Annotated in this window: 13 protein-coding genes and 1 tRNA gene; 4 read left to right on the plus strand and 10 right to left on the minus strand. The window is 42.6% G+C overall.

Going from position 1 to position 14,342, the window contains the following annotated elements:
* The first annotated feature begins 45 nt into the window (after positions 1–45).
* Positions 46–1,722, plus strand: a complete 1,677-nt coding sequence (locus AAEY88_RS11540; RefSeq protein ID WP_350562523.1) for an FAD-binding domain-containing protein — start codon at positions 46–48, stop codon at positions 1,720–1,722.
* Positions 1,723–1,732: 10 nt separating this feature from the next.
* Here the strand turns inward: AAEY88_RS11540 and AAEY88_RS11545 are convergent, their stop codons facing one another.
* Both AAEY88_RS11545 and AAEY88_RS11550 read right to left on the minus strand, forming a co-directional pair.
* Positions 1,733–1,945: a hypothetical protein gene (locus AAEY88_RS11545; protein WP_350562525.1), complete on the minus strand. Its 213-nt coding sequence runs from the start codon at positions 1,943–1,945 to the stop codon at positions 1,733–1,735.
* Positions 1,946–2,113: 168 nt separating this feature from the next.
* Positions 2,114–2,884 (minus strand): DUF4230 domain-containing protein, encoded by a 771-nt coding sequence (locus tag AAEY88_RS11550; protein WP_350562527.1) that lies wholly within the window; start codon positions 2,882–2,884, stop codon positions 2,114–2,116.
* A gap of 518 nt (positions 2,885–3,402) precedes the next feature.
* On the opposite strand from AAEY88_RS11550, the gene AAEY88_RS11555 reads away from it, so the two are divergent.
* A complete protein-coding gene (locus tag AAEY88_RS11555) occupies positions 3,403–5,121 on the plus strand; it encodes a proline--tRNA ligase (RefSeq protein ID WP_350562529.1) in 1,719 nt (572 codons plus the stop codon).
* A 122-nt stretch (positions 5,122–5,243) separates the two neighbouring features.
* Here AAEY88_RS11555 and queF read toward each other — a convergent pair whose 3' ends face one another.
* From queF to AAEY88_RS11575, 4 genes are all read right to left on the minus strand, one after another.
* On the minus strand, positions 5,244–6,101 hold the full coding sequence (queF, locus tag AAEY88_RS11560) for an NADPH-dependent 7-cyano-7-deazaguanine reductase QueF (RefSeq protein ID WP_350562531.1): 858 nt from the start codon (positions 6,099–6,101) through the stop codon (positions 5,244–5,246).
* A 265-nt stretch (positions 6,102–6,366) separates the two neighbouring features.
* Entirely contained in the window at positions 6,367–7,140 is a 774-nt protein-coding gene (locus AAEY88_RS11565; protein WP_350562626.1) for an ABC transporter permease, read from the minus strand.
* A 32-nt stretch (positions 7,141–7,172) separates the two neighbouring features.
* A complete protein-coding gene (locus AAEY88_RS11570) occupies positions 7,173–8,135 on the minus strand; it encodes an ABC transporter ATP-binding protein (protein ID WP_350562533.1) in 963 nt (320 codons plus the stop codon).
* A 351-nt stretch (positions 8,136–8,486) separates the two neighbouring features.
* Complete coding sequence (locus tag AAEY88_RS11575; RefSeq protein ID WP_350562535.1) at positions 8,487–9,116, minus strand: c-type cytochrome; 630 nt, start codon at positions 9,114–9,116, stop codon at positions 8,487–8,489.
* Between the two features lie 381 nt (positions 9,117–9,497).
* Here AAEY88_RS11575 and AAEY88_RS11580 point away from each other — a divergent pair.
* A tRNA-Arg gene (locus AAEY88_RS11580) sits at positions 9,498–9,574 on the plus strand.
* Between the two features lie 725 nt (positions 9,575–10,299).
* On the opposite strand, the gene AAEY88_RS11585 is transcribed toward AAEY88_RS11580, so the two are convergent.
* Positions 10,300–10,659 (minus strand): hypothetical protein, encoded by a 360-nt coding sequence (locus AAEY88_RS11585; RefSeq protein ID WP_350562537.1) that lies wholly within the window; start codon positions 10,657–10,659, stop codon positions 10,300–10,302.
* A gap of 35 nt (positions 10,660–10,694) precedes the next feature.
* Here AAEY88_RS11585 and AAEY88_RS11590 point away from each other — a divergent pair, with 35 nt between their 5' ends.
* The gene (locus AAEY88_RS11590; protein WP_350562539.1) at positions 10,695–11,519 is read left to right on the plus strand and encodes an NAD-dependent deacylase; all 825 of its coding nucleotides are present in this window, start codon (positions 10,695–10,697) and stop codon (positions 11,517–11,519) included.
* Positions 11,520–11,578: 59 nt separating this feature from the next.
* On the opposite strand, the gene AAEY88_RS11595 is transcribed toward AAEY88_RS11590, so the two are convergent.
* The 3 genes from AAEY88_RS11595 to AAEY88_RS11605 all read right to left on the minus strand — a co-directional run bounded on the left by AAEY88_RS11595 (position 11,579) and on the right by AAEY88_RS11605 (position 14,096).
* Positions 11,579–12,109: a TPM domain-containing protein gene (locus AAEY88_RS11595; protein WP_350562541.1), complete on the minus strand. Its 531-nt coding sequence runs from the start codon at positions 12,107–12,109 to the stop codon at positions 11,579–11,581.
* Positions 12,110–12,232: 123 nt separating this feature from the next.
* Positions 12,233–13,381, minus strand: coding sequence for a TPM domain-containing protein (locus AAEY88_RS11600; RefSeq protein WP_350562543.1), 1,149 nt, complete (start codon positions 13,379–13,381; stop codon positions 12,233–12,235).
* An 82-nt stretch (positions 13,382–13,463) separates the two neighbouring features.
* On the minus strand, positions 13,464–14,096 hold the full coding sequence (locus tag AAEY88_RS11605) for a LemA family protein (protein ID WP_350562545.1): 633 nt from the start codon (positions 14,094–14,096) through the stop codon (positions 13,464–13,466).
* Between the last annotated feature and the right edge of the window lie 246 nt (positions 14,097–14,342).

The raw sequence follows: 14,342 nt of genomic DNA on the forward strand, positions 1-14,342 counted from the left end.
ACTTTTATTCATAGTTTTGTTTATGATTAAAAAAAGGATACGCTAATGCCTATGACCGCGCCATCAACTGACGAGGCTGCTCCTCGCCAGCCCCATTACCTAATGTGGTTTCGCCGTGATCTGCGCCTTCATGACAATACTGCATTGGCGGCACTGTGCGCGCGCGCGCAATCAGAGCAATCAGGTAAGGCATGTTCTGAGGATATACAGGTATCAGCTGTGTTCTTTTTCACTCTTGAGCAGTGGCACACTCATGATGATTCATTGACGCAAGTAGACCATATCGCGCGTACTCTACCCAAGCTTAGTCAAGACCTACTTAAGCAATTAAATATTACCTTAACAATTTATGTCTGCTCACAATTTTCTGACTGTGTTGATGCTATTAGCGAGCTCTGCGAAAAACAACAGATTAGCTGCGTCATGGCCAACCATGAATATGAAGGTAATGAGATTGCCCGAGATATACAATTAACCGAGCAGCTCGCGGTAAATAATATTGAATTTATTCGTTGGCATGATCAATGTATCTTACCGCCGCAAAGTATTACCACTAACGACGATAGCATGTACCAGGTGTTTACCCCATTTTATAAAAAATGGCGGCATACTTTGGATGTTAGTTTAGTTGAAACTCACGAGGCACAAGCGTTTAACACCGTGAATACTGTTAACACAAACAATAAACCAGTTGATTTGAAGTCCTCAAAAGCCAGTGCTAATACTGCTGAAAATATAGAAATATTAAGCAAAAAATTAGTCGAAAATTATCAAAAGTTATTACAAAATATCCAAATACCTCAGCCACTAACTCACCTTGATAGTGAAACACAACTTACCCATGCTCGTGCTGCCTATCCCGCTGGTGAAATCGCCGCCGGTCATCGTTTAGATCAGTTTATTGCTAAAGATATTGCTAACTATGATGTAAGCCGCGATGTGCCGAGCCTGCATGCAACCAGCCAACTTTCTGCTTATCTGACTATCGGTACCATTAGTGCCAGATATTGTTATTTGCAAGCGCTTAGAGCACTTAATAATGCGCCAAGTACACAGGCAGATGAAGGCAGCAATCATAGCGAGCAAGGTGACAATAAAGACATTAATCGCTGGATTAGTGAGCTGGCATGGCGAGACTTTTATCGTCATGTGCTTGCGGACAAGCCAAAGCTGATTCGCCATCAGGCCTATAAAGATGAGGTAGATGCCAGTATCAATTGGTCGTATGACAATGACGACTTTGCGGCATGGTGTTTTGGTATGACCGGGGTGCCTTTAGTAGATGCAGCGATGCGCTGTCTCAATGCCACCGGCTTTATGCATAATCGCTTACGTATGGTCACTGCTATGTTTCTGACCAAGGATTTGCTAATTGATTGGCGTTGGGGTGAGCGTTACTTTATGCAGCAGCTAATAGATGGCGACTTTGCCTCTAATAATGGCGGCTGGCAATGGAGTGCATCGACAGGTACAGATTCCGCGCCTTATTTTCGGATTATGAACCCATTTAGCCAAGCCAAAACTCACGACCCTGATGCGACATTTATTAAGACCTGGCTACCTGAGCTTAAAGACATTCCCACCAGCATCTTACACTCAGAGGACAAAATTCGTGCAGTATTAGGCAAAGGCGGCAAATTTGTTAAAACCGATTATCCCACACCGATAGTAGAGCACAAAGCAGCACGGCAACGAGTCATTGCTGAGTTTAAAAAACAGTGATGTATTTTACCTACTGCATTTGAGTCACATTACTTCCAAGCTTGCTAGTTTCAGCTGGTGCTTCTAGTACACGAGTTTGAATCGTGTAGATAGCATAGGCTAATAAGGTAAAGCTTATAATTAACAGTACCCATGTGGCAAACGAAAGAGACTCTTTCGGTTTGGGACGCTTATTAAGCTGACGCTCAGAGTCAGAAGACGGTTTATTATTGGGAGTTGTCATATATTCCACCTCTTATATAGTGTTATCTCACCGATAAAATTCATAAGATTATGATGAATAATGGATAAGTTCTACTATACAATAAAGATGACGTTAATTTAAGTGGTTTCAAATATATACTGCTAGGCTACCATATGATTATCCAGTCTATGGTCTTAGTAAACTTACCTATGCCTTATTGACTGGCATCTGACAAGCTCCTGCACCTTGAGTAGTGACCGTAACCACTGCGCCTGTTAGAGAAAACAACTGCTGCAATTGAGTCTGGGCATTTTGTAGCGCCATATTCATCACATCGCCACGACAGGCACGCTCTAATACTTCTTTTTTGGCCATACTTTGCGCTTGGGCTAGAATTTTGGGATCGACCTGCATCATGCCAAAAGCTCCCGTTTGCCAATCATAGATTTCAATATCATCTAAATAAACCGAAAATATCTCTGATGGCGGTAGGGTAATATTAATCTGCGGCATGATAGAAATCGATGTATCCGCATTAACAGATTGCGCAGCACTTTCAGACGCATTAGTATTAAGCGGATCAGCGGGCTGTACTACCTGCACCATCTCAGGTGTCAGTGCGCTTAAGTCAATACCCGCCTGCACACGTCCGCGAGCAATAAACAAACCCTTTTGTTGGTCTTGCCACAGCTTCATCCAACTGCCCGGACGTTGGCTGGTAATTACAGTATCCACGCTAAAAACTACGGTTTGTAAGCGGTTAAGCTGTTGAATCTGGGTCACCACACCGTCACGAGTGATGGTTTCAATAGGCTGTTCTTCTACACGGTTTTGAATGGTATACACAGCAAAGGCTAATGCGGCAAAGCTTATTATTAATAATATCCACGGTGTCATAGCAAACGGCTGTTTTGATTTAGGACTTTTGCTAATGATACCGCTAGAATCAGCAGGAGGCCGCTGGTCAGGAGTGGTCATATGCGCTACCTCATTATTTTATTGTTATTACCCATAATAATTACAAAACCATTATGACTGATAAATAAATACCGCTGCCTAAATGTTGATTTTCAATATGAAGCCAAGTAATGACTACCAGTCTTCTACATAATTGCTTGTAGAACAGTTTATAAAAGCATGTGAGTTATCTACAGTAGATAACTGTAAAAACTGTGTTATAGCCTGTTATTTTTAACACAATTTGCTGATTTATATACCATTACAGCGGAAAAGACAAAAAGTCATTGCGTCTTAGACGAAGTTTACCTAACATAGTCCGATTGTATCGATAAAATATCGACAAAAATTTATTTGTTAGGCTTGCAACTGTTAAACAGGTTAAGTATTAATACCTTTATTACGGTTCATTCCATTGTTGTTGTGGCTATAAGCAGTAGCTATAAAGGTAAGCTTAAGATGGCCATCAAACCATCAAAAACGCTTAACCTTCTACTATTTATTTTTTATTTTATCGTTGATAAGGTTATGCTTTATTTATGAAAGCCAGTCAGTTTTTGTTTGCCACGTTAAAAGAGACCCCAAGTGATGCCGATATCGCCTCAAGCCAATTAATGGTGCGAGCCGGTCTTATTCGTAAAATCGCTTCTGGATTATATATTTGGTTGCCCATGGGGCTGCGCGTCTTACAAAAGGTCGAACGTATCGTTCGCGAAGAGATGCAGAATATTGGTGCTCAAGAAGTGCTGATGCCCATGACTCAGCCAGCTGAGCTTTGGCAGACCACAGGCCGATTTGATGACTATGGTCCTGAGCTATTACGCTTTAAAGACCGTCATAATCGCGACTTTGTATTGGGTCCAACTCACGAAGAGGTCATTACCAATTTAGCGCAAGGTGAGTTACGCAGTTATAAGCAATTGCCGATTACCTTCTTTCAAATTCAAGGTAAGTTCCGTGATGAGATTCGCCCGCGTTTTGGCGTGATGCGTGCCCGTGAATTCACCATGAAAGACGCCTACTCGTTTCATGTTAATCAAGCGTCATTAGCAAAAACATATGATGATATGTTTGATGCTTACACGCGTATCTTTACCCGTTTGGGTCTTGATTTTCGGGCAGTACAAGCTGATACAGGGTCTATTGGGGGCTTTGCTTCGCATGAGTTTCATGTTTTAGCCGATAGTGGCGAAGATGATATTGCCTTCTCAGATTCTTCTGATTATGCCGCAAACGTTGAGCTTGCCGAATCGGTCAGTACCGCTGAACGTCGACTACCAAAAATGCCACGTAAAGATGTCTTAACAGAAAACATGACTACCTGTAAAATAGTCGCTGAACACTTAGGTATTCCGCTCTCAACCACCGTTAAAACGCTTATCGTACATGGTCATACGGTTACTGGCGACCCGCAGCTTATCGCTATTGTCCTGCGTGGTGATCATAAACTAAACACTATTAAAGCGGAGAAAATAGAAGAAGCCAACGTCCCGCTTACCATGGCATCTGATGAAGAGTTAAAAGCGGCTGGTCTACATAAAGGCTACATTGGCGTTGACTTAAATATGCCGGTTTTTGTTGATCGTGCGGCAGCGACATTGTCTGATTTTGTCTCTGGTGCCAATGAAATTAATAAGCACACTACGGGTATAAACTGGGTACGTGATACTCGCATCACACGCATCGTCGACGTTCGTAATGTTCAAGAAGGTGATCCGTCTCCTGATGGTAAAGGCACGCTACAAATCAAACGTGGTATCGAAGTCGGTCATATCTTCCAGCTGGGTGATAAATACTCGCAAGCGCTGAACTGCAAGGTTTCAGGCGAAGACGGTAAGCCCGTTACCTTGTTGATGGGCTGTTACGGTATTGGCGTTAGTCGTATTATTGCCGCCGCTATCGAACAAAATTATGATGAAGCTGGCATCATGTGGCCGCTAACGCCAGACGTTACCGATTCTCTCGCGCCATTTGAAGTGGCTATCGTACCGATGAAATCGAAAGAAGAGACCGTCATGCAAACGGCGTCAGCGCTATATGATGAACTAAAAGCACTGGGTATCAACGTCTTACTAGATGATCGTAACGAGCGCCCTGGGGTTAAGTTTGCAGATCTTGAATTAATTGGTATCCCACATCGTATCGTGGTCTCTGATCGTAACCTTGCCGAAGACAAATATGAGTACATCAATCGCCGTGATAATGAAAAGCTAATGTTAAATCGTGAAGAAGTTTTGGCAAAAGTGAGCGGTAAATAGCTTAATCAGTACGTCATTTAATAAACACTCCTTATCCAATAAAAAAGCGCCTATTAATAGGCGCTTTTCTGTATCTGCAAACTTGCTGCGTTAACACTAATGTATTTTATAGACGTTAATGGCTACTGGCGAATCAAGCGGCTTGGTGCTGGCAACAAAGAAAGCTCACTGACGCGGCAAGGATTGATATCAATACCACCACGACGCGTATACCATGCGCGTACCATCAGCGCGCTAGGCTGATAATATCGGCTCAAATCGGCAAATATTTGCTCCACGCATTGCTCATGAAAACCATTATGCTGACGAAAGCTTAAAATATAACGCAGCATATTGGCGTAATTAACCAATTGCTTGCTGCTCATAGTGACCGCTAAAGTGCCCCAATCCGGCTGATTGGTCACCGGACAATTGCTACGCAGTAGATTAGAATAAAAGGTATAAGACTGACCTTCATTTTGCTCTGTTTCTATCATAGATGCTGCAAGCAATGAGGCGTCTGGATGGACCGTTAACGCCACTTTGTCCGTACTATTGGCTAAGGCATTATCAATACAAATGCCCTCCGGTTGCGTAATCAGTAATCCTGATTCGGTATCGTCTAAACCAATTAACTCAAATGTTACGTCGGCTTGTACGCAACTTGATAAATCTTTAGCAATCAGCGTTCGTACTTCTTCCCAGCTCGAAAACTCGGTAAAGTTAATACTGTTTAAATACAATTTCAACGATTTAGACTCAACAATATAAGGCGAGCTTGCCGGAATACTAAAACGCGCCAGTGCCACCTGTGAGATACCTTGCGGATTGAGCCATGAGATTTCAAACGCATGCCACCAATCTACCCCAACTGTCAACTTATCTGTCTGCCAACCAATAACGTCACGTCCCATACTACGGGCGATAGGATATAACGTTTGCGGGCTATATTCAGTAGGATAATCGGTGGTTTGCTCACCTAAAATACCATGAATGCTCATTTGTACTTCCTCATAATATAGTTGGCCTACTCTAAAACCGATACAGTAAACATGGCTGTGGGAAAGTTTCGAAGCCTCTGGAGTGGCGCAGCAGCCCAACAAGCGAGAAAATTTTGCCAATCTTGTGAGTTTATGACCCGTATCTATTTTATTTAGTATTCACCATGCCTAATTTTTATTAATATTATTAGTTACTGTTATTTATTTAGTTGTTATTTATTATCAACGCTGCTCTCTATAACTTTTTAGTTAGGTCAATATTTATCTACAAGCGAATACGTGAGCCATCACTCAACAGACGATAGGAGATGACATAAAACACCACGCAAAATATAAAGATCGCTGCCATTGAATACCAAACATTAACATCAGAATAACCAAGGATACCGTAACGAAAAGCATTGACCATATAAACGATAGGATTCAGTAGTGAGATGTTGTACCAAAATGTGGATAAGTTCTCCATCGAATAAAACACCCCGCCCAAGAAGGTCAGTGGGGTCAGTACGAAGCTTGGAATAATAGTGATGTCATCGAATGAGCGGGCATAGGCCGCATTAATAAAACCACCTAATGAAAATAAAATAGAGGTTCCAAGCACCGTAAATATAGTGACAAATAAATGCTCGATACCCAGATGAGTAAAGAATAGCGCGACGATAGAGACAATAATAGCAATAATCAGACCGCGAAAAATACCACCACCGATGTAACCCATTAATATGGCGTGTTTGGAAACTGGAGACACTAACAGCTCTTCGATACTGGCGGTAAATTTAGCACTAAAAAAGCTTGATACCACATTAGAATAACTATTGGTAATCACTGCCATCATGATGAGACCCGGGACGATAAACTGCATGTACGGTACGCCGCCCATCTCCCCCACCCGTGAGCCAATCATTTTACCAAAAATGACAAAGTATAAAGCCATCGTAATAACCGGTGGCAACAGGGTCTGCGGCCAAATACGCAGTATTCGACGGATCTCTTTGACTAATATAGTACGAAAAGCAATCCACTTTTTACTTGAAGACATCGTCTCATTAGGATCTATAATGATTTCCTGTTTCATAATCCTGCCTCTTTCATACTGTCCTCACTCTGAACATTTTTGTCTACTAATCGCATAAATAACTCTTCTAGGCGGTTAGACTTGTTACGCATGCTGGCCACCTCGATATTAAGCTCAGTGAGCTGCTCAAAGACACAATTGAGAGTCTCACCTTTACTCAGGGTCACTTCCACAGTCAGCTCATCAGGCTGGACAATCTCTGTTACCTTATCAATGACTAAAGGATGGGTGAGCGGTTGAGTCAAATCTAACACAAAGGTCTCAACCGACAACTGCGCCAGTAAGTCTTTCATTTCAGTATTGATGCGAATTTCGCCATGATCTAAAATTGCAATGCGTTTACACAGCTGCTCAGCCTCCTCTAAATAGTGAGTGGTGAGGATAATAGTAGTGTTTTCTTCAATATTAATTTGCTGCATGAATTCCCACATCGAGCGGCGCAATTCAATATCAACCCCAGCAGTGGGCTCATCAAGGATTAAAAGCTTAGGCTTATGAATCAGCGCGCGTGCAATCATCAAGCGGCGCTTCATACCACCTGACAGCTCCCGTGACATATTATTGCGCTTATCCCACAGACCTAATGCCTTAAGCAAGCGCTCAGCACGTGGTTTTGACTCTTTAGCAGATATACCGAAGTAGCCAGCTTGAGTAATTAAAATATCTTCTACTTTTTCAAACTGGTTAAAATTAAACTCTTGTGGCACCACGCCTAAATACTGCTTGGCAACTGAAGGATTGGCTAATAGGTCAGCGCCAAAAATATGCACACTGCCATTGGTCGGTTTAAACAGCGAGCTGATAATACCAATCATCGTTGACTTACCAGCACCGTTTGGCCCGAGTAGTGCAAAAAATCCACCTTGTGGCACCGTTAAGCTGACTTCTTTTAACGCCGAAAAGCCGTTGCCATAAGTTTTGGATAAATTTTTGATAGCAAGCGCTGGTACTTCAGACATGAATACCTCTATATTGGTTTGATAAATTGGTTTATATAATAGATAACCTAATGCCTTAAAGTGAGGTTGCTGATGGCAAATTTCAACTGTGTAGCGTTGTTAGCATCATATTAGTAACCTATCTATTAGGAAAACTACAATAAATAAAAACAAAAAAGCATCTATCTCATTTAATGAAATAGATGCTTTAAACGCTGGTACGCTAGGGTAAACATCAGATAGAGTCGTTATAAAAAACGACTTTCACTGTGTTTTGATAATTCACGTACCAGAACAGCCAAAGTACTAAAATACCCGCTCAAAACCTACGAGTTTACTAATAACGTATGATTTCTAGCAAATTATTATAAATTAGCTGGCTTCGCCTATCATATAATCCACTGCATTTTGTACCTCTTCGTCAGGAATATCAGCGCCGCCTTTGGCTGGCATGGCATTAAAGCCATTAATAGCATGCGTATATAAGGTATCTGCACCTTTTGCAATACGTGGACCCCAAGCACCCGCATCACCCAGCATTGGGGAGCCAAGTAAGCCTGATGCGTGACAAGTATGACATACCGCATTATATACTGCGACACCCTCACGAGGTCCGTCACCAGCTGACGGGCCAGACGAGCGCGCTGTAACATCACAAATCTCACCTTCCTCAAAGCATACGCGGCCAACTGGCTGAATACGCGCGATCAGGTTCGGATATAGTGCAACCAGCTTTTGAACTTGTGGCGTATCTTTGGGGATGGGCTCTTCGTCAGCGGGAGCAACGGCAGCTTGCACTGCTTCTTCAACGGGCGCTGCATCGTCTGGAGCTGTGGTGGTGTCAGCAGCAGCCTGTACATCGTCGCCAAGCACTTCAGGCGCGTTAGCAACAACGTCCTGAGCTTCTGCTACGTCAGAGATGGTTACAGGGGTATCTGCGATATCTTCAGCTTGGCTCACCGCGATACTAGCGATTCCTAGAATGGCAGCTGCCGATAACATAACTACTTTTCTCATTCGTCACGTTCTCTTATTACATATACAAGCGGCGGGCTCAACGTGAACACTCTGTATGTCCTCCTTTGATAACATTGTCATCAATAGCAAACAGGCATCAGGCTCGCGGGCACACTTGTAATCGGTGATTATCAATGTAAATTCTCCCTAACATTATAAGGGAAAAGACGGTTAGATTGCCATGCCTGTTTACGGACTATCTTGTTTTTTCTTAAAAAATGCTAATAGCAGGCGTTGTATATTGGCTTTTGGGCTTTTATTTGTTAGACTAGGCGGTCTTTATTTCTCGATGCTCTTTAAAGTACGATCATTGATACATTAAAATAAAGTAGGGCTTATCAGTATCGTTTTAAGCCGTCACATCATGCGCTCGTAGCTCAGTTGGATAGAGTATCGGTCTCCGAAGCCGAGGGTCGTGGGTTCGATTCCCGCCGAGCGCACCAATCATCGAAATACCCCCTTATCTAGCAATACCTCCTACCTTTTATTCTACACAATAAATTATAGTATAAAGGTGATAGCAGAACTATCATGTCTTTTGCTACTCGTGCCATATAAAACAAAAAAGTCGATATTTAAATCCTAATACAAAAGATAAAGCAAATATCTAAAATTGAATAGGTAATTCTGCTATCCTATACCCCATTTGTGAATTTTTGTGAAGAGCTAACAGTGTAGCGGACCTTTAACGTTTACGTTGAGCGATTCGCAATTGAGAGGAATAATGAATGTTTTTTATATAGCTGCATTGTCAGTTGCAGCAGTGTTTTGGTGTGCAGTAATCATTTGGCTTATACTAACGCGAAAATAAAAATAATTCTAAATGAGAGTTTCTATAGGTCTAAGCAGCTACTAAGCTTGGCCTAGTTATTTTGAACACATTTTTTACAGCCACTAATACCTCATTTGAAACACATCTATCGATCAGCGTACCTCTTATCGTTATAAATCTTTTACTCTGGTTTTTTGGTATTTTAAGTAATGATTTAATCTTATAATTATATGAATGCTCATTGCTAAATCTAGATAATTGTATCTTATACTCTTTCTTATAGAGTTCAATGACATTTAACTCTATGCCAAAACCACGATATAACTTCGTATCTTTCCTATATTAGATCCGTTCTAGGCCTCATTATATAATTAATTGTTGAGGCACTTTTCAGCTCTATTCTGCAGCTTGCAAATCCTCCCACAACTGGGCGCGACTGGGTGTGCGATGATAATTAATAATAGGTAACTCTCCTAAGTGACGCTGACCGGCAGCAATTTTCTTATCTATAGTAATCATTGCTACTTTTTTGCCCAGTTTAGTAATGAGCAAATGGTTGGCTCTACAAATTACGCGGTAGTCCGGAAAATGTTTTTTAACTAAAGTTGCTGTCTTTTTTAAAGCGTCGTTAGGGGGTTTTTGTTTTCCCGAAGTCTTAGCATTATTGTCTGCTTTAGTACCGCGAAGATGTGCCAATAACCACAGCACAGCGACGACTGCTAGCAATATAACAAGCCACCAAATTCCGTCTATCATAGAGGTATGCATCCATTATCAGCAGGGATCAAGTCATGTTAGCAGAACTGTCACCAAAGTTAGTAGTTGAAGTGCATCATGCTGCAAAATTATTAGCCGCATCATCACGTATTTGTGTTTTAACTGGAGCAGGAATTTCAGCAGAAAGTGGCATCCCTACTTTTCGTGACAAGCAAACGGGTCTGTGGGAGCAATACCGCGCTGAAGATTTAGCGACTTGTACCGCTTTTGCACGTGATCCGCAGCTGGTATGGTCATGGTATCAGTGGCGCAGGCAGTTGGTACATAATAAAATGCCTAATTCGGCACATTATGCACTTGCACAATGGCAACAAGATACTGAAGTATATAAACAACACTTAACGTTGATTACTCAAAACGTTGATGACCTGCACGAGCAAGCTGGGAGTACGGCAACCCATCTACATGGTCATCTGTGGCGCAATCGTTGTAGTCAATGTGACGTACTTTATAATAGCCCTTTAGACACTCAATCTACTGGTCAGTCGCAACGTTTAAACTCTATAGCTAGCGACGATGATAAGCTAATAAAGTGCACCCATTGCGGAGGATACATGCGGCCAGATATTGTCTGGTTCGGTGAAGTATTACCCGTACAGGCATGGCAAACGGCAGAAAGTGCAGCAGCCAATTGTGAAGTGTTCATTAGTATTGGCACCTCAAGTCTGGTTTATCCGGCTGCCGGTCTTGCCCAGCTGGCTAGGCAAAATGGCGCAAAGATTATTGAGATAAATCCCAACCCTACACCTAATACGGTCGTTGATATCACATTAGCCGAAAAAGCAGGGATAGTAATGCCACTATTGCTCAAACAAATTGATGGTCTATTACAACGTTAGCTATTTCCTGTTATAAAACGATTTGAAAGGCATTTTTGAAAAAACTTATTTCATACCAGCTATTTTAGAAATACTACTGTATCAGACAGCTCATTCCCTGCTGGATTATCTTCAAGATAATAATATTGACTTAGTAACTGCCCTATCTCATCTAATAAGTCAGTCAAACTCTCTTCTGTCTTTCGGTTAGCAATACCTGCCACTGCTTTGTCACACATCGCCCGCCATACGGTTGGACTAACATGCGTACTGATACCGCGATCGGCAATAATATCTAAACTTTTCTCACAGATATTGACATACACTAACACGCCCGTATTTTCTTCAGTATCCCACACCCGATACTCACTGAATAAATCAATAGCACGTGCGCGGCAATTAATATGATAGGCCTCTTGGATAGGCAAATGGTTTTCTATGACTAAAAACACCTCACCACGATGACCGCGCTCTGCCTCGGTAACCTTCTTTGTCAAACGTGCTTTGGTCTCTGCTGTCAGCCATTTGCTATACAGCATAGGGACAAACAAGACTTGACGCCACCAGCGGGCAAAACTTGCCTGTGATGAAGGTAAGTTGTTTTGTGCCATTATATTATGTCCTCAAGTGCGCTGTTGCCAATAATTGGCTGATGAGCGCTAAACTTTCTGTTTTATTAAATTTATAAAAACGGTATTATCAAATTTGGTCTTAAAAGTCATTTTGCAGCTAATCTACCATGAACCACCAGCGCCGCCGCCGCCGAAACCACCACCGCCACCACCGAAGCCGCCGCCGCCAAAACCACCACCGCCGCCACCGCTACTACCGCCACCTAAGCCCGGTAGGAATACCATGCCACCACCGCCGCCGCGTCCACCACGTCCGCCGCCTGAACCGCGCGAAATCAGGAACATCCATAAGAATATAGCCATGATGATGGTCATAAAAAAGCCGCCCCCCAATGCTAAGGAACCTGCAAAAAAGCCACCAGCGGTCAAAACTGAGCCGAATACGCGCCCAAAAATACGGGTGATAAAGCTACCAAAAATCATAGCAATAATGAATAACGCTATCGATGAAGGGCTTTCATCCGAGGCTTTCTGAGTACTACGCGCGGCAGCTTGTTCGTCTGCACGTGCCAGCACTTCAGGATCAGCATTCAGGCGTGCCTCTAAACTACTAATACCTGCAGATAGGCCAGTGGCATAGTCATTTTTTTTAAAATAAGGGGTGATGTCCTCACGTATAATGCGGTTGACCGCCGAATCTGGCATCACGCCTTCGAGTCCGTAACCGGTTAGAATATAGATATCACGATCATTGACGGCCAACACAATCAGTAAACCATCATCAATGTCTTTATTACCCAGCTGCCATTTATCCGCCACTTGCAGAGCGTAATCAAATATCGGTAAGCCATTGGTAGTGGGAACAATCACTACCGCTGCCTGCGCCAAACCCTGTCGATAAATGCCATTTAGCTGTTCGGTTAAGCGCTGTTTTTGCTGTGGCGTTAAGATATTTGCTTGATCAACGACCGGTTCATTCAATATCAGCTTATCTGCATCAATACTAGCAGTACTTGACTGCACCGATGGCAAGGTGGTGGTCTTTGCCTGAGACTCAGTTACACCATCATTGGGCGTATCGCTATCAGCAGCATTAGGGTTTAAGGCATCATTGCCCAGCACTGTCTCATTAATAGCCTCATTGGCTTGGCCAGCTTTTGCAAGAGCGACTAAGTCCTCAACGCTACGGTTTTGCATACTCGATGTGTTTTCAGCGGCAGCAACTTCGTTCGGCGCAGCATACAGCGACGTCGCACTGGCAGTGCTTAGCGTGAATAATAATGCGGATACGATTGCTCTGGAGTTATTCATTTGATCTATACCACCTCGAGTGACACTCGTGCTGAATTGTCTTTTTATTATCGTTAGACTTTTTTACTTTCTACCTTAAACTTTATTGGGCAGGCGCTGCATTGTCATCCCCGAAATCAACGCTTGGGGCAGTAGAAATAGCGTCTTCGTTAGCCACGGTAAAATTCGGTTTGACTTGCATACCAAATACCTTGGCCGTGATATTAGTTGGGAACTGGCGTACAGTCGTATTATAGCTTTGTACTTCTTGAATATAGCGATTACGCGCGACCGTGATGCGGTTTTCTGTCCCTTCTAACTGCGCCTGTAAGTCTTGGAATAAGGCATCAGACTTTAGCTCAGGATAACGCTCAGACACTGCCATCAACCGTGATAAGGCGCCGCCCATCTGTGCTTGTGCTTCAGCATAACGCTCCATGGCTTGCGGATCATTAAGCACTTCCGGTGTTATGGTGATACTACCTGCACGTGCACGCGCGGCTGCAACTTGGGTAAAAACCTCTTGCTCTTGATCAGCGTACTGTTGCACGACTTTTACCAAGTTAGGCACTAAATCCGTACGGCGCTGATATTGGTTAACCACCTCTGACCATGAAGCAGTAACTTGCTCATCTTGTGACTGTAGATTGTTGTAGCCACACCCTGTCAAACCAACTGTTGATGTTGCTAATATCGCTGATAGTAACATGGGTTTTAAGATAGATTTATGCGTCATATGTGTGCTTCCTAATAATAGATAACTATATATAACTCAACATACGATAGTTGATCGTTTAGTCGAGGTGATAGCTCAAAGATATATTGCTAATGATGGCGATATAATTGGGTTTTTACAATTCATCGTTACCAAAAAGCAACCGCAAAGCTTTAAAAATACTCTTATCTCTGTTTATTTTTTATGCAGTTGATCAGCCTATTCAAAATATTGCTTTATTAGCAATCAGCAAAATTTGCTGCAAAA

Source organism: Psychrobacter sp. CAL346-MNA-CIBAN-0220, from assembly GCF_040309805.1.
Classification (GTDB): Bacteria; Pseudomonadota; Gammaproteobacteria; order Pseudomonadales; family Moraxellaceae; genus Psychrobacter.

Bases quoted from the DNA above. Each gene is read 5' to 3' on its own strand.
- AAEY88_RS11555 (WP_350562529.1), top strand. From the start codon at position 3,403: ATGAAAGCCAGTCAGTTTTTGTTTGCCACGTTAAAAGAGACCCCAAGT.
- AAEY88_RS11540 (WP_350562523.1), top strand. From the start codon at position 46: ATGCCTATGACCGCGCCATCAACTGACGAGGCTGCTCCTCGCCAGCCC.
- AAEY88_RS11590 (WP_350562539.1), top strand. From the start codon at position 10,695: ATGTTAGCAGAACTGTCACCAAAGTTAGTAGTTGAAGTGCATCATGCT.
- AAEY88_RS11585 (WP_350562537.1), bottom strand. From the start codon at position 10,659: ATGATAGACGGAATTTGGTGGCTTGTTATATTGCTAGCAGTCGTCGCT.
- AAEY88_RS11600 (WP_350562543.1), bottom strand. From the start codon at position 13,381: ATGAATAACTCCAGAGCAATCGTATCCGCATTATTATTCACGCTAAGC.
- AAEY88_RS11550 (WP_350562527.1), bottom strand. From the start codon at position 2,884: ATGACCACTCCTGACCAGCGGCCTCCTGCTGATTCTAGCGGTATCATT.
- queF (WP_350562531.1), bottom strand. From the start codon at position 6,101: ATGAGCATTCATGGTATTTTAGGTGAGCAAACCACCGATTATCCTACT.
- AAEY88_RS11595 (WP_350562541.1), bottom strand. From the start codon at position 12,109: ATGGCACAAAACAACTTACCTTCATCACAGGCAAGTTTTGCCCGCTGG.
- AAEY88_RS11565 (WP_350562626.1), bottom strand. From the start codon at position 7,140: ATGTCTTCAAGTAAAAAGTGGATTGCTTTTCGTACTATATTAGTCAAA.
- AAEY88_RS11570 (WP_350562533.1), bottom strand. From the start codon at position 8,135: ATGTCTGAAGTACCAGCGCTTGCTATCAAAAATTTATCCAAAACTTAT.
- AAEY88_RS11545 (WP_350562525.1), bottom strand. From the start codon at position 1,945: ATGACAACTCCCAATAATAAACCGTCTTCTGACTCTGAGCGTCAGCTT.
- AAEY88_RS11605 (WP_350562545.1), bottom strand. From the start codon at position 14,096: ATGACGCATAAATCTATCTTAAAACCCATGTTACTATCAGCGATATTA.
- AAEY88_RS11575 (WP_350562535.1), bottom strand. From the start codon at position 9,116: ATGTTATCGGCAGCTGCCATTCTAGGAATCGCTAGTATCGCGGTGAGC.